Annotated in this window: 25 protein-coding genes and 1 tRNA gene; 5 read left to right on the top strand and 21 right to left on the bottom strand. The window is 58.4% G+C overall.

Annotation, left to right across the window (positions count from 1 at the left end):
- Window positions 1-103 precede the first annotated feature (103 nt).
- From C4J89_RS19620 to C4J89_RS19630, 3 genes are all read right to left on the bottom strand, one after another.
- Window positions 104-1,069 (bottom strand): inovirus-type Gp2 protein, encoded by a 966-nt coding sequence (locus C4J89_RS19620; RefSeq protein ID WP_124415362.1) that lies wholly within the window; start codon window positions 1,067-1,069, stop codon window positions 104-106.
- 381 nt (window positions 1,070-1,450) lie between these two features.
- Complete coding sequence (locus C4J89_RS19625; RefSeq protein ID WP_034120744.1) at window positions 1,451-1,639, bottom strand: AlpA family transcriptional regulator; 189 nt, start codon at window positions 1,637-1,639, stop codon at window positions 1,451-1,453.
- A 97-nt stretch (window positions 1,640-1,736) separates the two neighbouring features.
- Entirely contained in the window at window positions 1,737-3,110 is a 1,374-nt protein-coding gene (locus C4J89_RS19630) for an Lrp/AsnC family transcriptional regulator (protein WP_124415363.1), read from the bottom strand.
- Window positions 3,111-3,271: 161 nt separating this feature from the next.
- Between C4J89_RS19630 and C4J89_RS19635 the strand changes: the two genes are divergently transcribed.
- A complete protein-coding gene (locus C4J89_RS19635) occupies window positions 3,272-3,913 on the top strand; it encodes a hypothetical protein (RefSeq protein ID WP_124415364.1) in 642 nt (213 codons plus the stop codon).
- Between the two features lie 345 nt (window positions 3,914-4,258).
- On the opposite strand, the gene C4J89_RS19640 is transcribed toward C4J89_RS19635, so the two are convergent.
- A tRNA-Ser gene (locus tag C4J89_RS19640) sits at window positions 4,259-4,348 on the bottom strand.
- 318 nt (window positions 4,349-4,666) lie between these two features.
- Here C4J89_RS19640 and C4J89_RS19645 point away from each other — a divergent pair.
- The 3 genes from C4J89_RS19645 to C4J89_RS19655 all read left to right on the top strand — a co-directional run bounded on the left by C4J89_RS19645 (window position 4,667) and on the right by C4J89_RS19655 (window position 7,417).
- Window positions 4,667-5,359, top strand: a complete 693-nt coding sequence (locus C4J89_RS19645) for a crotonase/enoyl-CoA hydratase family protein (protein ID WP_124367986.1) — start codon at window positions 4,667-4,669, stop codon at window positions 5,357-5,359.
- Between the two features lie 213 nt (window positions 5,360-5,572).
- Window positions 5,573-6,295 carry a 1-acyl-sn-glycerol-3-phosphate acyltransferase gene (locus C4J89_RS19650; RefSeq protein ID WP_124415365.1) on the top strand — a complete coding sequence of 241 codons (723 nt, stop codon included), beginning with the start codon at window positions 5,573-5,575 and terminating at the stop codon, window positions 6,293-6,295.
- A gap of 150 nt (window positions 6,296-6,445) precedes the next feature.
- Entirely contained in the window at window positions 6,446-7,417 is a 972-nt protein-coding gene (locus C4J89_RS19655; protein WP_124404985.1) for a magnesium and cobalt transport protein CorA, read from the top strand.
- Here C4J89_RS19655 and C4J89_RS19660 read toward each other — a convergent pair.
- The 3 genes from C4J89_RS19660 to C4J89_RS19670 form a co-directional block, all read right to left on the bottom strand.
- Window positions 7,395-8,126: an amidotransferase gene (locus C4J89_RS19660; protein WP_124363970.1), complete on the bottom strand. Its 732-nt coding sequence runs from the start codon at window positions 8,124-8,126 to the stop codon at window positions 7,395-7,397. The genes C4J89_RS19655 and C4J89_RS19660 overlap by 23 nt on opposite strands.
- An 88-nt stretch (window positions 8,127-8,214) precedes the next feature.
- Window positions 8,215-10,362 (bottom strand): 3-hydroxyacyl-CoA dehydrogenase NAD-binding domain-containing protein, encoded by a 2,148-nt coding sequence (locus C4J89_RS19665; RefSeq protein WP_124415366.1) that lies wholly within the window; start codon window positions 10,360-10,362, stop codon window positions 8,215-8,217.
- A gap of 17 nt (window positions 10,363-10,379) precedes the next feature.
- Window positions 10,380-11,585 (bottom strand): acetyl-CoA C-acetyltransferase, encoded by a 1,206-nt coding sequence (locus C4J89_RS19670; RefSeq protein ID WP_124415367.1) that lies wholly within the window; start codon window positions 11,583-11,585, stop codon window positions 10,380-10,382.
- Between the two features lie 646 nt (window positions 11,586-12,231).
- Here C4J89_RS19670 and C4J89_RS19675 point away from each other — a divergent pair.
- A complete protein-coding gene (locus tag C4J89_RS19675) occupies window positions 12,232-13,038 on the top strand; it encodes a cytochrome c (protein ID WP_124415368.1) in 807 nt (268 codons plus the stop codon).
- A gap of 215 nt (window positions 13,039-13,253) precedes the next feature.
- Here the strand turns inward: C4J89_RS19675 and C4J89_RS19680 are convergent, their stop codons facing one another.
- The 14 genes from C4J89_RS19680 to C4J89_RS19745 all read right to left on the bottom strand — a co-directional run bounded on the left by C4J89_RS19680 (window position 13,254) and on the right by C4J89_RS19745 (window position 24,847).
- A complete protein-coding gene (locus C4J89_RS19680) occupies window positions 13,254-14,057 on the bottom strand; it encodes a transglutaminase family protein (protein ID WP_124415369.1) in 804 nt (267 codons plus the stop codon).
- Window positions 14,054-15,004: an alpha-E domain-containing protein gene (locus tag C4J89_RS19685; protein ID WP_124363975.1), complete on the bottom strand. Its 951-nt coding sequence runs from the start codon at window positions 15,002-15,004 to the stop codon at window positions 14,054-14,056. Before C4J89_RS19685 ends, C4J89_RS19680 begins: the two co-directional genes overlap by 4 nt.
- Window positions 15,005-15,007: 3 nt before the next feature.
- Window positions 15,008-16,417, bottom strand: a complete 1,410-nt coding sequence (locus tag C4J89_RS19690; RefSeq protein WP_124404991.1) for a circularly permuted type 2 ATP-grasp protein — start codon at window positions 16,415-16,417, stop codon at window positions 15,008-15,010.
- A 444-nt stretch (window positions 16,418-16,861) separates the two neighbouring features.
- Window positions 16,862-17,203 carry a ribonuclease E inhibitor RraB gene (locus C4J89_RS19695; RefSeq protein ID WP_057721151.1) on the bottom strand — a complete coding sequence of 114 codons (342 nt, stop codon included), beginning with the start codon at window positions 17,201-17,203 and terminating at the stop codon, window positions 16,862-16,864.
- A 213-nt stretch (window positions 17,204-17,416) separates the two neighbouring features.
- Entirely contained in the window at window positions 17,417-17,677 is a 261-nt protein-coding gene (locus C4J89_RS19700; protein ID WP_124363977.1) for a hypothetical protein, read from the bottom strand.
- A 79-nt stretch (window positions 17,678-17,756) separates the two neighbouring features.
- On the bottom strand, window positions 17,757-18,362 hold the full coding sequence (locus C4J89_RS19705) for an START domain-containing protein (protein WP_124415370.1): 606 nt from the start codon (window positions 18,360-18,362) through the stop codon (window positions 17,757-17,759).
- A 41-nt stretch (window positions 18,363-18,403) separates the two neighbouring features.
- Window positions 18,404-18,658, bottom strand: a complete 255-nt coding sequence (locus C4J89_RS19710; RefSeq protein ID WP_124410570.1) for a YkgJ family cysteine cluster protein — start codon at window positions 18,656-18,658, stop codon at window positions 18,404-18,406.
- 160 nt (window positions 18,659-18,818) lie between these two features.
- Complete coding sequence (locus tag C4J89_RS19715) at window positions 18,819-19,295, bottom strand: translation initiation factor 2 (RefSeq protein ID WP_124415371.1); 477 nt, start codon at window positions 19,293-19,295, stop codon at window positions 18,819-18,821.
- A gap of 94 nt (window positions 19,296-19,389) precedes the next feature.
- Window positions 19,390-20,829: a PLP-dependent aminotransferase family protein gene (locus C4J89_RS19720; protein WP_124363981.1), complete on the bottom strand. Its 1,440-nt coding sequence runs from the start codon at window positions 20,827-20,829 to the stop codon at window positions 19,390-19,392.
- Between the two features lie 270 nt (window positions 20,830-21,099).
- Window positions 21,100-21,912 (bottom strand): OmpA family protein, encoded by an 813-nt coding sequence (locus C4J89_RS19725; protein WP_124415372.1) that lies wholly within the window; start codon window positions 21,910-21,912, stop codon window positions 21,100-21,102.
- A complete protein-coding gene (locus C4J89_RS19730; RefSeq protein WP_124415373.1) occupies window positions 21,909-22,271 on the bottom strand; it encodes a DUF4398 domain-containing protein in 363 nt (120 codons plus the stop codon). Before C4J89_RS19730 ends, C4J89_RS19725 begins: the two co-directional genes overlap by 4 nt.
- Window positions 22,272-22,280: 9 nt before the next feature.
- Window positions 22,281-23,093, bottom strand: coding sequence for an ABC transporter substrate-binding protein (locus C4J89_RS19735; protein WP_124415374.1), 813 nt, complete (start codon window positions 23,091-23,093; stop codon window positions 22,281-22,283).
- Between the two features lie 72 nt (window positions 23,094-23,165).
- Window positions 23,166-24,095: an electron transfer flavoprotein subunit alpha/FixB family protein gene (locus tag C4J89_RS19740; protein ID WP_124415375.1), complete on the bottom strand. Its 930-nt coding sequence runs from the start codon at window positions 24,093-24,095 to the stop codon at window positions 23,166-23,168.
- A gap of 2 nt (window positions 24,096-24,097) precedes the next feature.
- On the bottom strand, window positions 24,098-24,847 hold the full coding sequence (locus C4J89_RS19745) for an electron transfer flavoprotein subunit beta/FixA family protein (RefSeq protein ID WP_124368003.1): 750 nt from the start codon (window positions 24,845-24,847) through the stop codon (window positions 24,098-24,100).
- Between the last annotated feature and the right edge of the window lie 309 nt (window positions 24,848-25,156).

Raw genomic sequence — 25,156 nt, forward strand, 5'->3', positions numbered from 1 at the left:
CAAAAATAATAGGTTCCGTTTCGACGTATGGCATTGCCTAGCGAGCACTGGGACAGCAGTAAGGTGTTTGCTGCAATTCACATAGAAACTTCCGACATCAAGTTCACAGTCGAGGGGTAGCTATCTGCCCTATCCGCAAGCATCGAGCGCCGACAGGCTTCAGCCGCAACTGCTGATCGTCCTTGACCAGGTAGCGCATCGCATAGTGGACATGACTGCGGACCTTCAGGGCACTACGAAGGATCATGCCTATACCCAGTCTGTCGTCGTCTTTGTACTTTTCCTTTTCGTGGTTACAGCTGTTGAAGTAGCCCTGCCCCCGAGTAATATCTTTCCACAGCTCACCAATTTGCTCAGCCTTGTAAACATCTCCGCGCACTTCATTGCCGTTGAAGAAGAAGGCCGCATGGAGGTGATAGCCACGATCAACGCCCTGCTCTACCACACAGATATAGCCAATGAGGTGGTCGAAAATCGGGTTACGCTCACGCTCAGCAATAAACCGGTCTAGATCGCCGAATACTTGTTCGACACGCTGCCTAGCCTGAACCTTCTGGTAGTAATACAGATTGACCCTAATGATCAGAGTCCGCGAGTAGCGATCAATCATAGCGTCGGAGTATTCACAGACCCGGTCCGCTTGCTGCCCGGCCAGATAACGACGGTCCCCTTTCTCACGGCGATACCATTGTTCACGAGTCAACTGACGGATCCGGATGACAAGAACGTTCATACTGCGATGATGGTCGAGGTAGATCGTACCCTCCTCATTCAAGCAGACAGGACCTGTAGGGCTCCGCTCCAGACCAATATCTTGACAGGCGTCCTGGAACGCTTGCAGGTGTTCGCTGTAACGGTATTTGCAGCGATCATCGAACAAGTCAATCATTTGCTGGACGCACTTGAAGTACTTGGAGAGCCTGGTCGGCTCAATCTGCTTATGACCTGAGCGTGTACCTGACAGCCGGAATGCTGGCGTGTCGTGTTGTTCGATGGCCTTAACGAGCCGCTCAATCTGGATGGCAATATCGGATTGCGAGAGAGGGGGGTGGGCATTGCTATTGGTCATGGTTGTGTACCTGGTGGTTGTTCCCATACCAGATACCGTCCATGCACTTTTTAACCGGTGAGCTATTCCTAGGAAGCCGTGATCACTGGGCCAAAGGTTGATTGCTTTCTGTTCGGTTGCTTACTGATGTCTGTTTATTGATTATCTGGAAGCTATCTATTATCTATATCTATATAACTAGATACAGCTCTGTACTTGGTGCTCATGCCCGCTCCAGATGAACCAATCGGCAAACTATTGCCAAGCCAAGCAGGAGATAGACCAAAAGGCCATATGTGGGAGTTAGCTGAGAACCGCCTGCTCACCATCCGGCATAAACGCCATGACTGGCTCGCTGCCAGTCATGGCGTTTATGCCGGTATGGCAACTCTTTCACGCAACTCATTCGGCCAGGTCGCGCGCCTCAATCCTGGCCAAAATCCAATCGTGTATCTCACCTTCAACCCAACCAACGCTGCGCTCTCCCAGCGAAACAGGCTTAGGGAAGGCTCCGTCTGCGATGTACTTATAGATGGTAGACCGACCCAGACCAGTTGAGTCGATGACGTCTTTCAGGCGAATGATCCTCATGAACGGGACTCCTCTGTTCGTTCAGAGGATTGGCAGGACGGGTAAAAAACTACGGTTAGCCTCCGTACAGTTTTTGCCAGCCCCCGGCCCCAGCACCTCAAACAGACAATTCACCTTCTGGCGGAGTCAGTAAGCCATACAAATATTGCTCTGCATTAGAAACCGTCTCCAAGCTACTAAAAACCTGCACTTTCACCTGATTACCAAGCCCAAACTCCACAACATGCAATTTTCCCGCGCACACTACGTCATCCGGAGGTAACGCCAGAACGGCTCGCGAAGGATAGAACCGATCATTGCGCGACTTATACGCAACCTCTCGCATAGGGAGAAGCACGTAATCCAATTCCTCGAAATCCATGCCATCGATCAATGCCGATTTGCCCTGAAACCAGCCACCTCTAACACCTCTCGCCACGTTTCCAGCTTGGTCACACAAATAGGTGGCAAGCCGTTGGGAGTCCTCCGCATCAGGAGCGCCAAGCAAATCGAGCTTGATCAACTGAGCCAGCTCTGCCTCACCCTCACCCTCACCCTCACCAAGCACACTCCAATGATGAGAAAGCAGGTATCCCGCATACAAATCAAGCCTTCCCCTCATGAAAGGGGCCAGCCCTTGCTCGTGGCTATCTTTAAAAAACTTACGAACTTCGCCAGTCAATTGGCTACGCAACTCCCGGCCTGACTTGAAGATGCCATCTACTACGTCAACATCGTTGTCCTCAGTCGGCACGCGATCAACCGACACCAATAAAATCGGCAAGCGCTGCCCACAATTTAACTCTAGATGGTGCAGATTGAGGTAGTAAACGCTTTTGGTCTTTTTGAAGATGACTGATCCTGTTGCACCCGGTGTGTATGCCCGGATCAAACCACTATCGAGCAAGGTCCGAATTCGGTTCTTCAAACGCTCCTGACTTAGCCCAGTTAACCGCGAGAGCTCTGCACGACCTAAATCCCGCACAACACCAAATCGATCAGCGCGGCATAACAGCACTGCAAGCAGCAAACGATTTACGACACTCAGTCGGCCCTGCTTCCGGCTTGCTCGGACATGAGCAAGGGGGGCGCCTTCGAGCGGCCCCTTTTGCTGCATGGCAACATCTGACAACTGAAGCGCCTTGCTCTCATGCTTTAAAAGGTGATGGATTACTCTGGCATGGACCACCTTAGACACGTCATTCAGACCAACCTGCTCAACGTCGCCTGGCGCCAACTCATATTGTCTTTTGGGGCGCCCTTGCCCGCTCACCAAGTCCCGACGAATCAGGACCTTAGCAGCGGTCAACGAATTCATTGCTGCGCCCATCTGGCTATCTGAAATTCCAAATCGCCCTGCTAGCTCTTTAACACCCGAGCAAATGGGCCCTGCAACCAAACCGCACTCAACCAAGCGTACCAATACATACTTTGCTTCAGGACTGATCCCTTTCGCCTTACTGAGCAGCACTGAAAGCAGCATCTCGCTCACATTAATTTCCTAATTTTGTTAAGCCACATCCATATTTTGGCACAGAAAATACACCCTGTTTTAATAAACACTGATTACTAAGTAATTATTGAGTATTACACTTAGTATCTCAGCCAAGGTACAGTGAGATAAATCTAGGTAAAAATACTATGGAGAGCACGATGGCAGGCAGTGACTGGCTCAATATGAAGGAGATAGATCAGTTGAAATGGGCTACGAAGCACCTTCGTACCAAGGGAGAGACACACGAAGGCGCGCCCATCTCAGCCACCAATTTCGATGCCTGGCTAAGTCAAGAAAGGACAAAAGACTCTGCGCTCTTACTGAGAATGAAGCTGGCCTGGACCCAGGCTCAGCGAAGAAAAGCGGACAAGAACGCAAAGAAAAAAGCCTGCAGTTTCGTGCTCTCAGAACAGGCGAAGCAAAAACTGAACAAGCTGGCGAAGCAGAACAAAAGCAGCATTACCAATTTTCTTGAGAGCCTACTCTCTGATGAGTACGAGCAGGCCACCCAACAGAAAAAGGTTGCCAAGAATGCCGCCAAGAGGGCCGCAGACAAGGAGCAGCAACTAAAAAAGAAGCTAGGTTCCCTGTACTCAGCACTCCAGGAATGCATCAAAGAACTCACTCAACGCACCGTCATGATGGGGGAAGCAAACCTATCAATCGACAGCCTCTCGGAGGAGCAAAGAAGCGTAAGCGCCGAGCTTTACACGGAAACATTAAAAAAGCTGACGGATAAAAGCCTGATGAGCCTCATCGATGAACAACTCTCTCGCAGCATGGAAAGAGCTCCGACCTAGCCGAGACCCATTCAGTGATAGCTACGCCAATGCGCACCAGCACAACAAGTGCAGCGCTTTCAGTCATTGCGACGAGACACCATGGGAAAATCTAACGGGCAACGCAATCTAGATTCACTCGACAGTGAACACTTTTCGCATGTTCATAGGGCTGAAATCATTAGAGATTAGCTCAACGAGCTGCACACAGACACCAGCGTTGATTGCTAATACGAGAAAGCGCCCCATCGAGAGTCACCTGGCGGCGAGGCTAACTTTCCAAAATCCGAATGGGGGAACAGATGGGGGAACAAAAACAGTTATGCACAAAAAAGCCCCGCTAAACGGGGCCTTCAGGTATAAATATGGCGGTGAAGGAGAGATTCGAACTCTCGATACAATTTCTTGTATACACACTTTCCAGGCGTGCTCCTTAAGCCACTCGGACACTTCACCGTATCTCGTCAAACCAGTTCAGTCTGTCGAGGCGCGCTAATGTAGTCGAAAGCCTTTCTGATGGCAAAGGTTTTTTTCAGAATTTTCATGCGGTTAGACGGGTATGCCGAACAGCATCTATGTATGGGGGTGATTGTGCCAATCTCGGGCATGGCTCGGGATGGTCTACGCTGGCTATGGTGCCCTGCCCCAGGCGCTCTGCTGTCGGGTGTGGAGCGAAAGCCTGACTGGGCAGTCAGTCACGGCGCTTTACCCGCGCGGGCGTGGTGGGTAACGTCTGCTGCATCTTCTATAACAAGTCCTACAAGGAACCGCGTCATGAGTGAGTTGATTGCCTACCACCTCGAAGACGGTATCGCGACCCTGACCCTGAGCAACGGCAAGGTGAATGCCATTTCTCCCGCCGTGGTCAGTGCGTTCAATGCGGCGCTGGACCAGGCGGAGAAGGATCGGGCGGTGGTGGTGATTACAGGCACGCCGGGGATTCTGTCGGGAGGTTATGATTTGAAGGTGATGACGGCCGGCCCTAAAGAGGCCATCGGCCTGGTCACGTCGGGCTCGACGCTGGCGCGTCGGCTGTTGGCGCATCCGTTCCCGGTGATTGTGGCGTGCCCTGGGCATGCGGTGGCCAAGGGTGCGTTCCTGCTGCTGTCGGCGGATTACCGGATCGGTGTGGAAGGCCCGTTCAGCATTGGCCTGAATGAAGTGGCGATTGGCATGACCATGCACCACGCCGGTATCGAGCTGGCGCGGGATCGTCTGCGCAAGTCGGCGTTTCATCGGTCGGTGATCAATGCCGAGATGTTTGACCCGCAAGGCGCTCTGCAAGCGGGCTTCCTCGACAAGGTGGTAGCGCCGGAAGAATTGCACGCGGCGGCACTGGAAGCGGCGCGGCAGTTGAAGAAGATCAATATGAACGCGCACAAACACACTAAGTTGAAAGTGCGCAAGGCACTGCTGGATGCGTTGGATGATGCAATCATCCAGGACCAAGGCCATAACCTGATTTAACGTCCCACACTTGCTGTACCGAAGCCCGACCTTGAGTCGGGCTTTTTCTTACAATCCATACCGAAATAACCCGGGCCGCTCTAGACAAGTGTTATCGGCGCACGTTGAAACATGCGCTTAAACATCGCCTATCTCCTACCTCTGCTGGGGCAATTGCCGAATACAGTGCACATCCGTACACTGCGCCACCTTTTGTCCCGGTGAGCCGCGTCGATGCTTTTTCTGTTACGTATGTTGTTGATGGGCCTGCACTTTATAGTCGCCGGTGTACTGGGCGTGCTATTGGGGATCTGCCGGCCGTTCAATCCGGACAATAGCCGTCTGTGCGCACGCCTTTACGCGCTGCCAGCGATGTGGATCCTGCGCCTGAACGTGATAGCCGATGTCGACTCCCTGCGTAACAAGCCCGGCACTTGCGTGGTGATCGCCAACCACCAGTCCAACTATGATCTGTTTGTGCTCGGCACCGTGGTGCCCCACCGCACGGTATGCATCGCCAAAAAGAGCCTGAAATGGGTGCCGTTGTTCGGCCAGTTGTTCTGGCTGGCCGGCAATGTGTTGATCGACCGCGGCAATGCGCACAAGGCGCGCCGGGCCATGCTCACCGTTACTCGCACCTTGCAACACGAAGACACGTCTATCTGGGTGTTTCCAGAAGGCACGCGCAACCTGGGCAAAGGTTTGTTGCCGTTCAAAAAAGGCGCGTTCCACATGGCGATCGCGGCCGGTGTGCCGATCGTGCAGGTGTGTGTCAGTAACTACGTTACGCATATGCGCCTTAACCGCTGGAACGGTGGGGATGTGCTCATACGCTCGTTGGCGCCGATTCCTACTACCGGAATGACCGCGGATGACGTTCCGGCGTTGATGCAAGCGTGTCAGGCGCAGATGGATGCGTGCATTGCGCAGATGGATCGTGAGCTGCAAAGCGCTTGAACGCCTGCGGCGTGGTCTGAGGAGCGCGCAGGGCGACGCGGGGCGTCACGGGGGCATTCCCACGCAGAGCGTGGGAACGATCACTCTACGGAACGCCATTCAGGCTAAGCTGCCCAACATTTGTCCTCTTGATAAGAAGTGATCAGCACTATGGGTAGAGTCGTTGCGGCCGCCGTCTACAGCGCCGGAAAGAAAGTCACTGATATTACCCTCGACGAAGGCGCGGCCTGGGCCGCCAAACCCGGCCACTTTGTGTGGATCGGCCTGGAAGAGCCCAGTGCTCAGGAGCTGAACAACCTGCAACGCCAGTTCAACCTGCACGAACTGGCCATCGAAGACGCCATGGAAAAGCACAGTCGCCCGAAGCTGGAAACCTTCGGCGACGCGCTGTTTATCGTCACCTATTCACCGGTGCGCGAGAACGGCAAGCTGGAGTTTATCGAAACCCATATCTTCGCCGGCAATGGCTACATCATCACCGCCCGTAATGGACACTCAGCGTCCTACGGTTTTGTACGCCAGCGCTGTGAGGCGCGTCCGTTGTTGCTGGAGCATGGCGAAGATTTCGTACTCTATGCCTTGCTGGATTTCGTCACCGAAAACTACCAGCCAGTCAGCGAGGCGATCCACGCCGAGATCGATGAACTGGAGCGCAACGTGCTGTGCAGCTCCCTGAGCGAGCGCGACATCCAGAACCTTCACGGCCTGCGCCGCGACGTGCTGCGGCTCAAGCGCTATGTGGCGCCGATGGTGGAGATCAGCCAGGAACTGCAGAAGCTGAGCTTCCCGTTTATCGACAAGAACATGCGCCCATACTTCCGTGATGTGCAGATCCACGTCACGCGGCAGATGGAAGACCTGACGACCCTGCGCGATATCGCTAGCCAGACCATTGAGATCGGCGTGTTACTGGAGGCCTCGCGCCAGAGCGTGGTGCAGCGCAAGTTCGCCGCTTGGGCGGCGATCCTCGCGTTCCCCACAGCGGTCGCGGGGATTTATGGGATGAATTTCCAGAACATGCCCGAGCTGCAATGGCACTACGGTTATTTTGCAGTGCTCGGGTTGATTGCGGTGGGATGCGTCAGCCTGTGGGCAAGCTTCAAGCGTTCGGGCTGGCTTTAGGTGTGTGCGCCACAAAGCGCATCATCCATTCCGCCACGGTCGCGCCGTGGTGGTCACGCTCCAGGCTGGCCACGCCGTTGGTATAGACCTTTTCGCCCAGGGTTGTCTGAAGAATCTCAAGCAGTTCGCGGGAATAGTCGTGAACAAATTCCGGGTGGCCCTGGAAGCACAACACCTGGTCACCAATGTGATATGCCGCGATGGGGCAAAACTCGCTCGAGGCAATGACCGTGGCATTTTCCGGCAGAGTCGTGACCTGGTCCTGGTGGCTGATCAATAGCGTCAGTTCCGGCACTTGCGGGCTCATCCAGGGTGCCTTGGCATCGAGGGTGTAGTCGTGAATGCCCATGCCCCAGCCTTGGCTGGCGCGTTCGGTCTTGCCGCCGAGCAGCAACGCAAGCAGTTGGTGGCCGAAGCAGATACCCAATAACTTGTCGCCGCGCTCGTAGCGCTGGAGCACGTAGGTCTTGAGGGTCTGGATCCACGGGTCGGTGCCGAACGAGTCGGCCTTACTGCCGGTGATCAGGTACGCGTCAAAGGCTTCGTCATCCGGCGGGTATTCACCCTGCACCACGTTGTAAACCACAAACTCGGCGGCGATCGGCTGCTTGGCAAACAGGCGCTTGAACATCTGCCCGTAACCTTGGTACTGATCGATCAGGCCTGGACGCAGGATATCGGTTTCCAGGATGCAGACGCGTAGCGACATAAAAAATACCTGACACGGCGATGGGAATATTGAACACCCCAGAGCGTGCCTTGAAACACCTGTTCAAAGCAAGCCCTCCACCGCCTGATCAGCGGAACGTTTCACCCTGTGCGGCCTTCTCCAGAAGCAGCGCTGGCGGCGCAAACCGTTCGCCATACGTGTCGGCCAGATAGCGCGCCCGGGCAATGAAGTCGTTCAGGCCGTACTGGTTGATGAACTGCAACGCGCCGCCACTCCAGGCGGCAAAGCCAATGCCGAAGATCGAACCGATATTGGCGTCGGCCGTGGACATCAACACGCCCTCCTCCACGCAACGCACGGTTTCGATGGCTTGGATAAACAGCAAGCGGTCGCGCACGTCCTGGGGCGAAATCTGTTTACCGGGCTGTTCGAACCGCGCCTTGAGTTCTGGCCACAGGTGCTTCCGGGCGCCTGCTGGATAGTCATAAAAACCGCCACCGGCGGCCTTGCCCGTGCGCTTGTATTCGTTGACCAGCAGGTCGATCACCGCCGTCGCCGGGTGGGCCTTCGGCACCTCGCCTTGGGCTTGCAGGTCCTTGGCGGTTTGTTGGCGGATATGGCTCATGAGGCTCAGGGATACTTCATCCGATACCGCCAGTGGCCCGACCGGCATACCGGCCTTGCGCGCTTCGGTCTCGATCATCGGCGCGGCCACACCTTCGCCGAGCATGGCGATGCCTTCGTTGGTGAATGTGGCGAACACCCGCGAGGTGAAGAAGCCACGGCTGTCGTTGACCACAATCGGGGTTTTCTTGATTTGCAGTACGAAATCAAAACCCCGCGCCAGGGTTTCGTCGCTGGTGTGAGCGCCCTTGATGATCTCCACCAGGGGCATCTTGTCCACAGGGCTGAAGAAATGCAGGCCGATGAATTTGCCTGGGTCCGGCACCGCAGTCGCCAAACCGCTGATGGGCAAGGTCGAGGTATTGGAAGCGATCACCGCGTCGGCCCCGACCACGCGTTGCGCGGCGGACGCTACCCTGGCCTTGAGTTCGCGGTCTTCGAACACCGCTTCGATCACCAGGTCACAGCCGGCCAAGTCGGCGTCATCCTGTGTAGGGCAAATCCGCGCCAAGGTGGCTTCGCGCTGCTCGGCGGTCAATTGCTCACGGCTGACGTTCTTGTCGAGCAACGCGGCCGAATGGGCCTTGCCCTTTTCGGCCGCCGCGAGGGTGACGTCCTTGAGCACCACGTCGATCCCTGCACAGGCGCTGGCATACGCAATGCCCGCCCCCATCATGCCGGCGCCGAGTACACCGAGCTTGCGCGTCACAAAAGGCGCAAAGCCCTGTGGTCGCGAACGGCCGGCGTTGATTTCATTGAGCTGAAACCAGAACGTGCCGATCATGTTTTTCGCCACCTGCCCGGTCACCAGCTCGGTGAAATAGCGGGTTTCGATCAAGTGCGCAGTGTCGAAATCCACTTGGGCGCCTTCCACGGCAGCGCAGAGGATTTTCTCCGGCGCCGGGAAACAGCCCTGGGTCTTGCTGCGCAGAATCGACGGTGCGATGGCGAGCATCTGCGCAACTTTCGGGTTCGACGGCGTGCCCCCAGGAATCTGATAGCCCTTGTTGTCCCACGGCTGCCGGGCCTCGGGATGGGCGAGAATCCAGGCGCGGGATTTGGCCAGCAGCTCATCGCGGTCTGCCGCCATTTCATCGATCAGACCCGCCTGCAATGCCTGCGCCGGCCGCACTTTCTTGCCTTCCAGCAGATACGGCAGGGCTTTTTCCAGGCCCAGCAGGCGCACCATGCGCACCACCCCGCCGCCGCCCGGCAACAGGCCCAGGGTGACTTCAGGCAAGCCGAGCTGCACAGAGTTGTCGTCCAGCGCGATCCGGTGATGGCAGGCCAGGCAAATCTCCCAGCCACCGCCAAGGGCCGCACCGTTGATCGCGGCCACCACCGGTTTGCCAAGAGTTTCCAGGCTGCGCAGTTGCGCCTTGAGCACGCCGACGTCGTCATAGAAGTGCTTGGCGTGGGCGGTGTCGACCTGGATCAGCTCATTGAGGTCACCACCGGCAAAAAACGTCTTCTTGGCCGAGGTAATGATCACCCCGGCCAGGTCGGCCTTTTCCGCCTCCAGGCGTGCAACGGTGGCCGCCATGGCCGCACGGTACGCGGCGTTCATGGTGTTGGCGCTTTGGCCGGGCATGTCGAGGGTCAACACCACGATCTGGTCCTGGCCTTTTTCGTAACGAATGGCGTCGGTCATGACAGTTTCCCTAAGGCTCAGAGGCGTTCGATGATAGTGGCGATGCCCATGCCACCGCCGACACATAGGGTGGCCAGGCCGTAGCGCTGCTGACGCACTTCCAGCTCATCGAGCAAGGTGCCGAGGATCGCGCAGCCGGTGGCGCCCAGCGGGTGGCCCAGAGCGATGGAGCCGCCATTGACATTGACTCGGGCGGCGTCGATGCCCATGTCCTTGATGAATTTGAGCACGACCGAAGCGAACGCCTCATTGACCTCGAACAGGTCGATGTCCTCGACGCGCAGGCCGGCCTTGGCCAACGCCTTGCGCGTGGCCGGAGCAGGACCGGTGAGCATGATGGTGGGATCGGTGCTGGTCACCGCCGTGGCAACAACCCGCGCGCGCGGCTGCAAGCCGAGCTCGCGCCCTTTGGCCTCGGAGCCAATCAACATCAAGGCAGCGCCGTCGACAATCCCGGAGCTGTTGCCGGGCGTGTGCACATGCTGGATGCGTTCCACTTGGCTGTAGACCCGCAACGCGGTGGCGTCGAAGCCCATCTGGCCGATCATTTCGAAACTCGGCTTGAGCTTGCCGAGGCCTTCGAGGGTGGAGTCGCCACGAATAAATTCGTCATGGTCCAGCAACACAATGCCGTTCTGGTCCTGCACCGCGATCAGCGACTTGTTGAAGGATCCGTCTGCTCGTGCCCTGGCGGCTTTCTGCTGGGACTGTAGGGCAAAGGTGTCCACGTCCTGGCGGGTGAAGCCTTCCAGGGTAGCGATCAGGTCGGCCCCAATGCCCTGAGGCGTGAAGTGGCTGTGCAGGTTGGTTTGCGGGTCGAGAACCCAGGCGCCCCCGTCGCTGCCCATTGGCACGCGGGACATGGACTCGACGCCGCCGACCACCACCAGGTCTTCAAAGCCGGAACGCACTTTCATCGCCCCGAGGTTGACGGCCTCCAGGCCCGAGGCGCAGAAGCGGTTGACCTGCACGCCGGCAACGCTGATATCCCAGTCCGCTACCAGCGCGGCGGTCTTGGCGATATCGGCGCCCTGGTCGCCCACCGGAGTGACGCACCCAAGCACGATGTCATCCACCTGGCGGGTGTCGAGGTCGCTGCGTTGCGCCAGCGCCCTGAGCAAACCGGCGACCAGGTTGACCGGCTTGACGCTGTACAGGGCACCGTCAACCTTGCCTTTGCCTCGGGGCGTGCGTATCGCATCAAAGATCAAAGCTTGGGTCATGATGGCCTCGAACCACAGTGGGTGTAGGCCCCTACCTTAAGCCCGATTGACACGGTTTCAATGACGGATGCGCTCATTGCTTTTGACCCCCTCGCTCGGACGAACGGTAGGCAGCTACGGGAAACTCCGGGTTAATCGTTTTAGCTGTCTAGCCTCGGGGTTGGCGCCAAGATGGCACTACGCCTCATGCCGTTTTAAGCGGATAAAGTGCTTAGCTGATATGAAATGGATCTATGCGCCGAAGAACGACGGCTCTAAGGTTGAATCTGTAAGAAGCTGCTGCCGGGTTTTGCTGGAGCGGTTGTAAGAAAAGTTTCACGCCAGGTCGCGATACTGGATTAACCGGTACGCATTTGACGTTCAGGAATAACAACAAAAGGCAGTCAGCCATGTTCAAACATTCGAAAGTACGTCAGGCGGGACTTATTCTGTTCGCCACCACACTGATTCTGATCTTGCCCAATTTAACCAAGGTTATCGGGTGACGACTCGACCTAATTATTCCGTGCGCACACAGTATCGGGATTACAGCGTTTGGCAGCACCTGCCGGGGCATTGCGTATAGCCGTCCTGTTGCAGGGGCTGTCTTTTTGCGCGCAGATTTGCGCTATCGTAATTCTCCCGTCACCTCGAAACGGCCTGCCCCTTGAAATCGATTCTCGCCTTGTTCGCGCTGTTGCTGACCCTGCCCGCTTCGGCGGCGCAACTGACCATTGAACTGGACCACGCCAGCAAGACTTGGCAGACGGCGGAGCTACTCAAGCACCCGGATGCGCGGACGGTGCAGATCGTCGATGACGTTTCCTACAAGCGCACCATGACCTACCGGGCCGTGCCCTTGGCGAGTCTCCTACCGGGCCTGAAACCTGCGAGCCATGTGCAAGCAGTGGCCCTCGACGGTTTTGCCGCCGAACTCGCCGTCGCGCCACTGTTGGAAAACACCGGCGCTCGCGCCTGGCTGGCGGTGGAAGACCCGGCCCATCCATGGCCTGCGCTGGGAGATGGCAAACCGAGCGCGGGGCCGTTCTACCTGGTGTGGACCAACCCGCAGGCCGGGCATATCAGCCCGGAACAGTGGCCGTTCCAGCTCTCCGGTATCAAGCAACTGGAGACGGTCGCTGAGCGTTTTCCGACGCTGCTGCCCGACCCGCAACTGGCGGCCAACGATCCGATCAACCAAGGCTTCGCGGTGTTCCAGAAGAACTGTCTGGCTTGCCATCGCCTCAACGGCGGCGGCGATGCCCAAGTGGGCCCTGACTTGAACATTCCCTACAGCCCCACCGAGTATTTCAGCGGTGATTTTCTCAAGCGCTACATCCGTGACCCGCAAAGCATGAGGCACTGGCCGCAGGCGAAAATGCCGGCGTTTGCTGCCGGTGTGCTACCGGACCATGAGTTGGATTTGCTGGTGGGATATTTGCAGCATATGACGGGGCGCAAACAGCAGCCTTGAGGCTCGCGCAGATCAAAAGTGGGAGGGGGCTTGCTCCCGATAGCAGTGTGTCAGTCAGCTTATCGGTAACTGACACACCGCTATCGGGAGCAAGCCCCCTCCCACATTTTGCATTGAGTACAGTCAGTCGGCCCGGCGCACGGCCATGCCGCATTGCAAAACCTCCTGAAACAACACAGCCTGCCTTCCACACTGGGTGTGGGTTGTAGTTAATATTATTGCTGCTGCACGGAAACCACCGGGGTCGGCGCGACAAACACCTTGGCATGCATCTGCTCGTGCCCACCCCCACGGCGCATGCCCCGCACCGGGCAGGCGTCCAGGTAGTCCAGGCCCACGGCGAGTTTCAGGTGCCGCTCCGGCCGGGCCAATTGGTTGGTCACGTCAAAACTGTACCAGGCGTTATCCAGCCAGGCTTCGGCCCAGGCATGGCTCGCCAGGTGCGTGCTGTCTTCGGTGTACAGATACCCTGATACGTATCGCGCCGGAATCCCCAGGCTGCGCGCACAGGCCAGGAACGCATGGGTATGGTCCTGGCACACGCCCGCGCGGCCGGCGAAGGCCTCGGCAGCGCAGGTGTCGACGTCCGTGGCGCCCGGCGTGTAGGCCATCGATTGGTTCAGCGCATGCATCAGGTCGATCAGCGCGGTGCGGTCGCGCCGCTGGTGGCAGTGCTGCTGGGCAAACCCGCGCAGGGCTTCGTCGGGCTCGGTCAGGCGCGTGCCGCGCAGGAACGGAAAGGCCGACTGGCTCTCGTGTTCAGCCTCACTCAATTCATCGATATCCACCTGGCCACGGGCGCCGATGATGATGGCGTCGTGAGGTTCGTCCAGGGTCAGCACATGCAGGATGTTGCCGAATGGGTCCACTTGCGCGCGTACGGGGCGCGGCAGATCGAGCTGCCAGCTCAATACACGCTGACGCTCGCTGTCGTGGGGCGTCAGGCGCAGATATTGGATGCTGGCCCGCACCTGGTCTTCGTAGTGGTAGGTGGTTTCGTGGCTGATGGAGAGTCTCATGCCGCCTCCAGGTAGGAGCTGTAGATGGCGTCGCCCAACTGGCGGACCAAGGGGATAAAGTCGGTCAGCCAGGCGTGCAGGCCTTCCTCGAGGATTTCATCGATGGCGGTAAAGCGCAGGCGCGCGTCCATCTCGGCAGCCAGGCGCTGGGCCGGGCGACCGTTGAGGCCCGGCAGGCTGGCGAGGATCTGGTCGATCTCTTCGCTGCAGGCCCGTAGCGAGCGCGGAACATCAGCGCGCAGCAGCAACAGTTCGGCGACTTGCCGGGCGCCCGGCGCATCCCGATAGATCTCGGTGTAGGCCTCGAACGACGACAATGCCCGCAGCAACGCACTCCATTGATAGTAGGCGTGGGCCGTGCCATCGCTGACCGTTGCAGCCTGGTCGCCGGCCATTTCGTAACGCGCGTCCAGCAGGCGCAGGGTGTTGTCGGCGCGCTCGATGAAGGTGCCCAGGCGGATAAAGCGAAACGCATCGTTACGCATAATGGTGCCGTAGGTGGCGCCGCGGAACAGGTGCGAGCGCTCCTTGACCCATTCGCAAAACCGGCTCATGCCGTAGCGGCTCAAGCCTTGTTGGGCGATATCGCGAATATCCAGCCAGGTAGCGTTGATGTTTTCCCACATGTCGGCGGTAATTCGCCCACGTACTGCATGGGCGCTGGCCCGTGCGGCGCCAAGACAGCTGTAGATGCTGGCCGGGTTGGCAGCGTCCAGGGCGAAAAAGTGCAGCAGGCGTTCGGCATGCAGTTCACCGTGGCGCTCGTGGTAGTCCTCCAGGGTGCCGGTGATCAACAGCGGCATGGCCAATTCGTGCAGGCCGTCGCCGCGCCCGTCCTGAGGCATCAGCGACAGCGAATAACTGACATCGAGCATGCGCGCGAGGTTTTCCGCGCGCTCCAGGTAGCGCGACATCCAATACAAATCCGAGGCAGTTCTACTCAACATGTGTCAATCCTCGACCACCCAGGTGTCTTTGGTGCCGCCGCCCTGGGACGAGTTGACCACCAGCGAACCTTCGCGCAGCGCCACCCGGGTCAGGCCACCGGGCACCACGCGGGTTTCCTTGCCCGACAGCACGAACGGGCGCAGGTCGATATGCCGTGGGGCGATGCCGTTTTCGACGAACGTCGGGCAGGTGGACAAACACAGGGTTGGCTGGGCGATGTAGGCGTGGGGCTTGGCCTTGATGCGTGCGCGGAAGGCTTCGATTTCCGCCGCCGTGGACGCCGGGCCCACCAGCATGCCGTAGCCGCCGGAGCCTTGGGTTTCCTTGACCACCAACTCGGGCAGGTTGGCCAATACGTGGGACAATTCATCGGGCTTACGGCATTGAAACGTCGGAACGTTCTGCAGGATCGGTTCTTCATCCAGGTAAAACCGGATCATCTCGGTAACGAATGGGTACACAGACTTGTCATCCGCCACCCCGGTGCCGATGGCATTGGCCAGCACCACGTTGCCCGAGCGGTAGGCGGCAAGCAGGCCCGGTACGCCGAGCATCGACGCCGGATTGAAAGCCAGCGGGTCGAGAAACGCGTCGTCGAGACGGCGATAAATCACGTCCACCGCTTTGGGCCCGTCGGTGGTGCGCATGAACACGCGGTCATCACGCACGAACAAGTCGGCGCCTTCCACCAACTCCACGCCCATTTCCCGGGCGAGGAAGGCATGTTCAAAGAACGCACTGTTGAAACGCCCAGGGGTCAGCACTACCACGCTGGGGTTATCCAGGGGGCTGGAACTCTTCAGGGTGTCGAGCAACAGGTTGGGGTAATGGTCAATCGGCGCGATACGCTGGGCCGCGAACAGCTCGGGGAACAAGCGCATCATCATCTTGCGGTCTTCAAGCATGTAGCTGACGCCGCTCGGCGTACGCAAGTTGTCCTCCAGCACGTAGTAAGTGCCGTCGCCATCGCGTACGAGGTCTACCCCGGAAACGTGGGAATACAGGTCACGGTGCAGGTCCAGGCCCTGCATTGCCAACTGGTATTGCTCGTTGGCCAGTACCTGTTCGGCGGGGATGATCCCGGCCTTGATGATGCGTTGTTCGTGGTAAAGGTCGGCGAGGAACATGTTCAACGCCTTGACCCGCTGGATACAGCCGCGCTCGACCATTTGCCATTCGCTCGCCGGGATGCTGCGGGGGATGGTGTCGAAGGGGATCAAGCGCTCCGTCCCTTGCTCGTCGCCATACAGCGTGAAGGTGATCCCGGCACGGTGGAACAGCAAGTCGGCCTCGCGTCGACGCTGGGCCAGCAGTTCGGCAGGGGTGTCGGCCAGCCAACGGGCGAACTCGCGATAATGGGGACGAACCTGCCCTGCCCCATCGTACATTTCATCGTAATAAGTGCGGATCATGCCGTACTCCTTGTCACCCGGACGACAGACCCTTCGCAAGGCCCGTGCCAGCGGCATAAACACTTTAAAATCAAAGGATTGGATAAACTCCGAATTCCCCTCGCACCGTCCTGGTGCGTGGAATGACCGCAGCCCCGCTACACGCCTCATCGTAATGCGGCGTTGGCCTATCAACAGCATAGTCAGCGTTGATTTCATTGCCCGCGCGCTTGTGCGGATAATCGCGTCCATCAGCTGAACAGGACATGTCCTACAGCTAAACCCTTTGCACAACCAGTAACGTGCCGGCTCGTGTGATCGGCTCCTCGATCTTCCCCTTCAGCCACCCTTTCGGGTGGCTTTTTTTTGCGTGCAGGAAAGTGCAAATTCCGAACATTTTTACCGAGCCCAAACAAAATCGGCCGACCCAAAAGGTCAGCCGATACGCTGTGTTGCTCATAAACGCTACATCGGTAACCCACGTACCTCCTGCTTGACGCCCCAGCCTTCGATAATTCCGCCCAACGGCTCCACCACTGCCTCAAAGTCCTGCTCGAAGTCTCCTATGCCGTCGTACGTTGCAGACATGATTTTGCTCAGTTCCAGGTACCAGGCACCGTCGTCGCGGGCGCTGACCTGGGCGTTCAGGGATTCTCCGCGAAATCGACCCGCAGCCCTGCGCGCCCGTTCTTCATCCGGGAAAATCGCGTAGAACTCGATGGGGTGAAAACGTGAAAAGTCAAAGCCGCCTTCTTTCATGCGGCGCAGAACGTTGGTGCTGATGTCTTCTTGATAGGCTGTGCTCATGAAACGTCCTCCTCAGACTGATGGATAGACTTTCCGTGCTTCCTGAAACCCGCGCGCTGCTGGCGCGGGCACCACGGCAATAACGACACCGCAGGAAAACAAGCATGTAGCTGACAAGACCAGACCTTAGCGATTCATTCGCTGATCTCGATTGCAGAGTAACGCGAAGCTATCACCTCTACCAGAGGTGCATGAATCGCTTACAGGGAATATTCAGGCGCAGGGTTCGACCTTGAGGTCTTTGATACCGTTTTGATCGTGCAAGCTCTTGACCGTGGGATCAGGGACACGATCGGCAAGATCGTTGAGGTCCAACTTTTCCAATACCGGCGACACACGCACGCGCACCAGCTGTGCAGCTTCTTCCAGCGTCGGCTCATGATCGCAGTCAAACTGCTCGACTACCGGCTCGCCACGGTCATTGATGAAAGAAATGTTCCACTTCGGCATCGGTGCCTCCTCGATAAAACCCATGTGTGGGTTCACATCTATCTGGACCTTGAGGCTTCACCAAACGTTCCACTCAAGGCAGGAGGCACCGGATCAGGCGCGTTTACTTCTCGGCGTGTTCCTTCAGCGCTTTGAGCGTGTTGAACGGTGCGTCCACCACGAACTTGTTGGCCAACCACGACGGCACGCTGCCGCCTGGCTCGGTGTGCACCTGGTAGGTCACTTCGGTCTCGTTGGCGCCTTTGGGCACCAGCTTCCAGAAACCTTCCACCTGGGCGACCCGGACATAGCCTTTTTCTTCAGGCTTGTACGTCGGCACCCCTTGCAACGTGCGTGTAACGCTACCGTCAGCGGCCTTGGTGGTGGTGACATGGATATACGAGTCGCGATCCGTCACAGGGAACGGTGCCTTGAACTGGGTGTAGGTCCAGGCCTCATCGTCTTTCTTGTCGACCAGTTTCTGGGATTTGCACTCATGGATCCACGCGCAAGCGCCAGCGACATCTTCCTGCAGGGCCTGGATCTTCGCCACGGGCGCCTTGATCAGAGCCACACCGCGATACGCCTTGTACTTGGAGCCGGCGACTTCGCTCAGGGACACCTTGATGCCGTCCTCATTCTTGGCGTCTTGCCAATCCTCAGCCTGGGCAGCGCCCGCAAACATCATCGTAAAACCGCACACCACAGCCATTCGTTTCAGCGAACCCATCGTTGTATTCCTTGTTGTTGAAGTTCCGATAGTAAAGCCCATCAAGCCGCCGTCATCTGCTCCCACCAACCGATCAGACGGATCGCGTCGGCCTGGTCGTTGCCGCAGACCTCGATATCTGCCTTGAAATCACTGCACACCGCTGGCCGCTCCGGTTGGCCGAACAGTTGGCATAGCTGTTCGACCGACAAGTGCAGGCAGCGTTCGCCCGCAGGTTTGCCATGGGGCATTCCCGGTAGGGGCGAACTGATGGAGGGGGCGATGCAGCAAGCGCCACAGCCTTCACGGCATTTCATGACCAACAGGTCCTCGACGACTCAATGAGATGGCCGGGCTAGAGTACGCCCTTAAACAGCCGTTTTAAAATGGTCCAACAGGGGTTTTTCGTACAAAACAGAAGTGACCGACCAGTCTACGACCGGTGGTCAGTGGCGCGGGTCACTGATGCTCGGGGGGTTATTGCTTGAATTCAAAATCCAACGCGGCACCTTCCACGTCACGTCGTTCTTCGTTGCGCAACTGCAGCTTCATCTCGTTGCTGAGCAAGCGGCCGTTGATCTGGAACGCGCTGTTGTCGGACGGTTTCTCGCTAAATAAAGGCGGCAATAACGGCACGCTCTTGGGTTTGGGCATGGTGCCGACGGGCTGCAGCAGCCTGACCATGTCCGAAGGCAGGGACAGGTCCAACTGTGCCGGTGGCAGCTTGGTCTGGGCGACTTCGTGGGCGGACTTGGACTTGCTCGCAATCGGTGCGCGCTTCTTTACCTTGGCGGTTTTTTTCTTCGCCTGCGCTGCCGGCTTTTTCGCAGCGGTCTTCTGTTCGGCGCTTGCAGCAGGCTTGGTGTCCGTCACAGGCGCGGCCGCCAGCGCAGTGCCGACGTTGCATAGACTTATCAAGCCAACCATCCAGACAGCGCGAAAAATAGAGGTCATATCGCCAACAGCATTAACGGCAGAAGGCCATATGCTCGCTTGTTGTGCGTGGCATGACAAGCACGGAGATCAATGTTGTCCCCCTTTATGCCCCTCAAAGGCCCGCCGCCGTCTCCTGGCATAACTGGCTGGCAAGCATCCCCAGGGTCATCAGCGCACGCTCTGCCTCGCGGTTCCACGGGGTGCCGCAATTGAGACGGATACAGTGGTTGAACTGTTCCGTATTACTGAAGATCAGCCCCGGCGCGATACTGATGCCCTGTTGCAGGGCACGCACATGCAGTTCCTGGGTATTGACCCGTCCGGGCAAACTGACCCACAAAATGAAGCCGCCGGTCGGACGGGTCATCTGGGTGCCTTCGGGGAAATATTGCTGCACCGCCAGCTGGAAAGCGCTGAGGTTCTTGCGGTATTCCTGGCGGATGTAACGCAGGTGCCGGTCGTAACCGCCGTTCTCCAGGTACGCCGCAACGCCCATCTGTGTGACGCTGCACGCGGAGTGGGTGCTGAACATCTGCAAACGCTGGATTTCCTGCTGGTACTTACCGGCAATCATCCAGCCGATGCGCACGCCGGGGGATAAAGTCTTGGAAAAACTCGAGCAATAGATGACCCGGTCAAGACGGTCATAGGCTTTCAAAGCCTTGGTACGGCCCAGTTCGAACATCAGCTCGCCGTAGATATCATCCTCGACAATTTGAATATCGAAATCCGAGGCCAGGCGCAGCAACTGTTTCTGCCGCTCTTCGGGCATCGTGCCGCCCAAGGGGTTGCTCAGGCGCGTGGTCAATACCAGCGCCTTGATCGACCACTGGTTGGCGGCCAATTGCAGGGCCTCCAGGCTCATGCCGGTGGCCGGGTCGCTGGGAATCTCGATGACCTTGAGGCCGAGCAGGTCGGCCAGTTGCAGCAAGCCGTAGTAGGTCGGTGACTCAGCGGCGATCAGGTCGCCGGGGCGCGTCAGCACGCGCAGCGACATTTGCAACGCGTCGACGCAGCCGTGGGTAATCACCACTTCGGACGGGTCCACCACCACGCCGGCATCGCGCATGCGAATCGCCACCTGGCGGCGCAGCGGTTCGAAACCGGGGCTGAACATGTAACTGAATGCACGCGGGCTCTGGAAGCGCGTGACCTTGGCCAACTGCTGGTGCAACGCCCGTACCGGCAGGTAATCCACGCTCGGCACCGCCGCGCCCAAGGGGAATACGCCTTCACGGCGCGACTCGACCAGCACTTGCTGGATGATGCTGCTGCGGGTGACCAACCCTGGGCGTTCAACCCGCGCGATGTCCGGCGTTGGCGCCGTGAGTGCCGGCGTCTGGTGCACGTAATAGCCCGACTGCGGCCGCGCCCGGATCAGCCCCTGGTCTTCCAGGTTGGCGTAGGCCTGCAGCACCGTGGCATGGCTCACGTTGAGCTGGGAGCTCATCTTGCGCACCGAAGGCACGCGCTCCCCCGGCTGATAAACACCACGCCGAATATCCTCAGCCAGTTGCTGGGCGATACGTTGGTAGAGCAACAGATTGGTCATGACGCAGCACTCGATTTCACGGGTATTTTATTTTTGTGTGAAACATACCGGCACAGTTTAGAAGTGTACGGGGACAGTTGCCACAATAGTCGAGCGCGGGCGGGAGTGACAGAAAAAACTGTAGGGGTCGTGAATAGAATTTTCAGGTGTATACAGAAAAAAATGTGGGAGGGGGCTTGCTCCCGATAGCGGTGGTTCAGTCAACACTCAGTGACTGACACTCTGCCATCGGGAGCAAGCCCCCTCCCACATTTTGAGTTGCGCCAGACTTCAGCGAGCGGCGCCGAGTTGGCCTTTTTCGTCGGAGAACACAATTTCCACGCGGCGGTTCTGCGCGCGGCCACGTTCGGACGCATTGGCCTCCACGGGGTATTTGTCGCCATACCCTTCAACCTGAATGCGTTTTTCGTCGATGCCCAGGTCAATCAGCACGTCTGCCACCGATTGCGCGCGGTCATGGGACAGGGTCAGGTTGTCGTGCTCGCCCCCGGTGTTGTCGGTGTAGCCCTCGATGCGCACCTTGCGCCTGGGGTTCAGTTGCAGGAACTGCACGATCTTCAACACCGTGCGGTTGGCCGAGTTCTGCAGCTCGGCTTCGCCGGTATCGAACAGTACGTCGCCCAGGGTCATCACCAGGCCACGGTCGGTCTGGGTGGTCAGGCTGGCGATTTGCTGTTCCACCCACTTGCCCTGCTGTTGCACGCTGGCCAGCTTGCTCTCACGCAAGGCCAGTTGCAGGCGTTGACGCTCCAACTCGAGTTTGGCCAGGCGCTCGGCGTTAAGCCCTTGCTCGGTATGTTCTCGGGCAATGGCACTGTAGCGTTGGCTCAGGTAGGCGTAATGCACCACGTCGGCGCCGCTGCCCCAGTAGCTGGACAGGCGATCGGCACGCGCCAGGGACTCACCGGCGCGGATCACATCCTTGGGCGCGAAACGCAATACATTGGCGTCTTCCTTGACCCGCTGAAAGTCACTGCTGGCCTGTTGCAGTGCCTGCTCGCCAGTGGGCTGGCTGGCGCAACCGCCCAACGCTACGCTGCTCAGCAGCAATACAGCGCTCAAACCACGCATCGTCGGGCTCATTGGGCTTCTCCCAGCTGCAACTGCTTGCGCAGGCGGGCGATGCGGGTGTTGACCACGTTTAATTGCTCCTGGCTCTTGCCGGTCAGCACCTTGGCCTCGGCCAGGCGCGCATCCAGCTCAGCCTGTTCGGCCCGCATACGCGCGTGTTTGTAGGACTGGTCGGCCATGTCGGCCTTGGCTCTGGCAAATTTGTCTTCGGCTTGTTTCAGCTCGGTCGATTCATCGGCATTGGCACCGACCGCTGTGGCTTGTTCCAGGGCTTGCCGGGTCAGGCGCATTTGTTCGGTCGGCGCAGGATCGGTGGCGCATCCCGCCAGAGCGACAACGGCAAGGGCCGCGAAAAGAGGTCGAAGAGTCACTGAAAATCCCTACTTTGTTGGGGTGCCGACGGGTTGTTGCAATTGCGCCTTCCAGCGCTCGAGATTGCGCTGCAACGCGGTTTCCGCCACACCGGACGCGGGCAATTCTGTCATCTTTTTGGCCAGCTGTCCGCGCAGCCACGGATCATTGCAGGCGGAATTGTGGGAAATCGCCAGGTACAGGCCAGGCTGGTCGATCGGAATGTCGCGCGCCACCAGGTCATCGCTCATGCCCAGGGTCTGGGCCATGGCCATGCCGGAATAGCGGCTGGCGAGCACATAGTCCACCTCTCCCAGCAACAGTTTCTGGAATGCCGGCGTCAGGCCAGGCAGACGCTGCAGGGTCAATTGCTGGCTGGCAACGGTTTCGAACCCCGCACTCAAGCGCGCGCGCTCCGATACGGCCCCCTTGTGGCCCTGCAAGTCGGCAGCGATGCTATAGACCAAAGACGAGTCCTTGCGCGTCCAGACCAGGTAATCGATCTGCATCAAGGCCGGGTGTATGTAGTCGAGGGTTTGCAACTCGCCGAGGTTCAACGGCGCATCGGCGAGCATATCCATGCGTCCACTGCGCACTTCATCCAGAGCCAGGGAGCGTTTGCCGCCGTAAAGCAGGTCGATTTTCAGGCCGAGGTCTGTGGCCACCTGTTGCAGCACATCGGCGGTGGCGCCGATCAGGTGGGTCGGGTCCTGCGGGTCGCGCCACAGCAACGGCGGTGCATCCGGGCTGCCGGTGATCACCAGGCGCTCGCATTTGCCCGCCGCCAGCGACAACGTCGGCAGCAGCACAAGACCCAGCAAGATCAAAGGACGCAATTGCATGGCGAGGTGCTCCCACACGTCAAAAAAAAACCCGGTCACAAGACCGGGCTCTTTATAAGTGAAGCGACTGGATTAGACCAGCTTCTCCAACTCGGGGATGGCTTCGAACAAGTCCGCCACCAGGCCGTAATCAGCTACCTGGAAGATCGGTGCTTCTTCGTCCTTGTTGATCGCAACGATCACCTTGGAGTCTTTCATACCGGCCAAATGCTGGATCGCGCCGGAGATACCGACGGCGATGTACAGCTGTGGCGCCACGATCTTGCCGGTCTGGCCGACCTGCATGTCGTTGGGTACGAAACCTGCGTCGACGGCCGCGCGCGAGGCGCCGACCGCTGCGCCCAGCTTGTCGGCCAGGGCGTACAGGTGCTTGAAGTTGTCACCGTTCTGCATGCCACGCCCGCCGGAAACGACGATCTTGGCAGCCGTCAGCTCAGGGCGATCCGACTTGGCCAGCTCTTCGCCGACAAAGCTGGAAGTGCCAGCGTCGTGGGCTGCGGCAACCGCTTCAACCGATGCCGAACCACCTTCAGCGGCAACCGGATCGAAACCGGTAGCACGTACGGTGATGACTTTGACCGCAGCGTTGGACTGTACGGTAGCGATGGCGTTACCGGCGTAGATCGGGCGCTTGAAGGTGTCGGCGCTTTCAACCGAGATGATCTCGGAGATCTGGTCAACGTCCAGTTGCGCAGCAACGCGAGGCAGGATGTTTTTGCCGTTGGACGTGGCGGCGGCCAGGATGTGGCTGTAGCCAGCGCCCAGCTCTGCAACCAGAGGGGCAACGTTTTCCGGTAGCTGATGCGCGTAGGCGGCGTTGTCTGCATTGAGCACTTTGCTCACGCCAGCGATTTTCGCGGCGGCTTCAGCCACGGGGCCAGCGCCCTGGCCTGCTACCAATACGTGGATGTCGCCACCGATTTTAACGGCTGCGGCCACGGTGTTCAGGGTGGCCGGGGCCAGCACCTTGTTATCGTGTTCGGCGATTACGAGGATAGTCATTATCAGATCACCTTCGCTTCGTTTTTAAGTTTCTCGACCAGTTCAGCCACCGACTTGACCTTGATGCCCGCGCTGCGTGCAGCCGGTGCTTCAACCTTGATGGTCTTGTTGGTAGAGGCGGTGGAAACGCCCAAAGCGTCTGGAGTCAGCACTTCAAGAGGCTTCTTCTTGGCTTTCATGATGTTTGGCAGGGACGCATAGCGCGGCTCGTTCAAACGCAGGTCGGTGGTGACGATGGCCGGCAGGTTCAGGGAAACCGTCTGCGCGCCGCCATCGATTTCACGGGTCACGGCAACCTTGTCGCCGCTCACTTCCACTTTGGAAGCGAAGGTGCCCTGGCCGTAACCGGTCAGTGCAGCCAGCATCTGGCCGGTCTGGTTGTTGTCGCTGTCGATGGCTTGCTTGCCAAGGATCACCAACTGAGGCTGTTCCTTGTCGACAACGGCCTTGAGCAACTTGGCCACGGCCAGGGAGGTCAGCTCTTCAGCGGACTCGACCAGGATGGCGCGGTCGGCGCCCAGTGCCAGGGCGGTACGCAACTGTTCCTGGGCAGTGGTCGGGCCGATGGAAACCACGACGATCTCGGTCGCCACGCCTTTCTCTTTCAGGCGTACGGCTTCTTCCACGGCGATTTCACAGAATGGGTTCATCGACATCTTGACGTTAGCCAGGTCGACGCCGGAATTGTCCGCCTTGACGCGAACTTTCACGTTGTAATCGACAACGCGTTTGACAGCTACAAGAACCTTCATGGATTCCTCGTTACTCTCCGGTGAAAAGAAAGTCGCCTAGGCAAGCCTGGCGGTTGATGCTCATCGGCACACAAGGGCACCTCCAAAAACGTCAGCGGATGACTCGGCGATGGGAAAATGATGACCGTTCGTCAGGGGTGACTGAGAAGTCATTCTTTATCGCAGTGTGTAAACTGCGCGCCAGCATACGGCGCGCGTCATCTGTGGTGCTTTTGGACGTGCTCTTGAAACCTGCACTCTGCCTACGGTAAGCGCAAAACCGACCGTATATTGACCGGAACGCCTATTCTGGTCAATACGGCAAAATGG

Source organism: Pseudomonas sp. R4-35-07, assembly GCF_003852235.1.
Taxonomy (GTDB): Bacteria; Pseudomonadota; Gammaproteobacteria; order Pseudomonadales; family Pseudomonadaceae; genus Aquipseudomonas.

Bases quoted from the DNA above. Each gene is read 5' to 3' on its own strand.
- C4J89_RS19655 (WP_124404985.1), top strand. From the start codon at position 6,446: ATGGGTAGAGTCGTTGCGGCCGCCGTCTACAGCGCCGGAAAGAAAGTC.
- C4J89_RS19635 (WP_124415364.1), top strand. From the start codon at position 3,272: ATGGCAGGCAGTGACTGGCTCAATATGAAGGAGATAGATCAGTTGAAA.
- C4J89_RS19715 (WP_124415371.1), bottom strand. From the start codon at position 19,295: ATGACCTCTATTTTTCGCGCTGTCTGGATGGTTGGCTTGATAAGTCTA.
- C4J89_RS19700 (WP_124363977.1), bottom strand. From the start codon at position 17,677: ATGGGTTTTATCGAGGAGGCACCGATGCCGAAGTGGAACATTTCTTTC.
- C4J89_RS19665 (WP_124415366.1), bottom strand. From the start codon at position 10,362: ATGACCGACGCCATTCGTTACGAAAAAGGCCAGGACCAGATCGTGGTG.
- C4J89_RS19660 (WP_124363970.1), bottom strand. From the start codon at position 8,126: ATGTCGCTACGCGTCTGCATCCTGGAAACCGATATCCTGCGTCCAGGC.
- C4J89_RS19680 (WP_124415369.1), bottom strand. From the start codon at position 14,057: ATGAGACTCTCCATCAGCCACGAAACCACCTACCACTACGAAGACCAG.
- C4J89_RS19740 (WP_124415375.1), bottom strand. From the start codon at position 24,095: ATGACTATCCTCGTAATCGCCGAACACGATAACAAGGTGCTGGCCCCG.
- C4J89_RS19690 (WP_124404991.1), bottom strand. From the start codon at position 16,417: ATGATCCGCACTTATTACGATGAAATGTACGATGGGGCAGGGCAGGTT.
- C4J89_RS19695 (WP_057721151.1), bottom strand. From the start codon at position 17,203: ATGAGCACAGCCTATCAAGAAGACATCAGCACCAACGTTCTGCGCCGC.
- C4J89_RS19650 (WP_124415365.1), top strand. From the start codon at position 5,573: ATGCTTTTTCTGTTACGTATGTTGTTGATGGGCCTGCACTTTATAGTC.
- C4J89_RS19625 (WP_034120744.1), bottom strand. From the start codon at position 1,639: ATGAGGATCATTCGCCTGAAAGACGTCATCGACTCAACTGGTCTGGGT.
- C4J89_RS19725 (WP_124415372.1), bottom strand. From the start codon at position 21,912: ATGAGCCCGACGATGCGTGGTTTGAGCGCTGTATTGCTGCTGAGCAGC.
- C4J89_RS19710 (WP_124410570.1), bottom strand. From the start codon at position 18,658: ATGAAATGCCGTGAAGGCTGTGGCGCTTGCTGCATCGCCCCCTCCATC.
- C4J89_RS19735 (WP_124415374.1), bottom strand. From the start codon at position 23,093: ATGCAATTGCGTCCTTTGATCTTGCTGGGTCTTGTGCTGCTGCCGACG.
- C4J89_RS19685 (WP_124363975.1), bottom strand. From the start codon at position 15,004: ATGTTGAGTAGAACTGCCTCGGATTTGTATTGGATGTCGCGCTACCTG.
- C4J89_RS19720 (WP_124363981.1), bottom strand. From the start codon at position 20,829: ATGACCAATCTGTTGCTCTACCAACGTATCGCCCAGCAACTGGCTGAG.
- C4J89_RS19745 (WP_124368003.1), bottom strand. From the start codon at position 24,847: ATGAAGGTTCTTGTAGCTGTCAAACGCGTTGTCGATTACAACGTGAAA.
- C4J89_RS19620 (WP_124415362.1), bottom strand. From the start codon at position 1,069: ATGACCAATAGCAATGCCCACCCCCCTCTCTCGCAATCCGATATTGCC.
- C4J89_RS19705 (WP_124415370.1), bottom strand. From the start codon at position 18,362: ATGGGTTCGCTGAAACGAATGGCTGTGGTGTGCGGTTTTACGATGATG.
- C4J89_RS19670 (WP_124415367.1), bottom strand. From the start codon at position 11,585: ATGACCCAAGCTTTGATCTTTGATGCGATACGCACGCCCCGAGGCAAA.
- C4J89_RS19645 (WP_124367986.1), top strand. From the start codon at position 4,667: ATGAGTGAGTTGATTGCCTACCACCTCGAAGACGGTATCGCGACCCTG.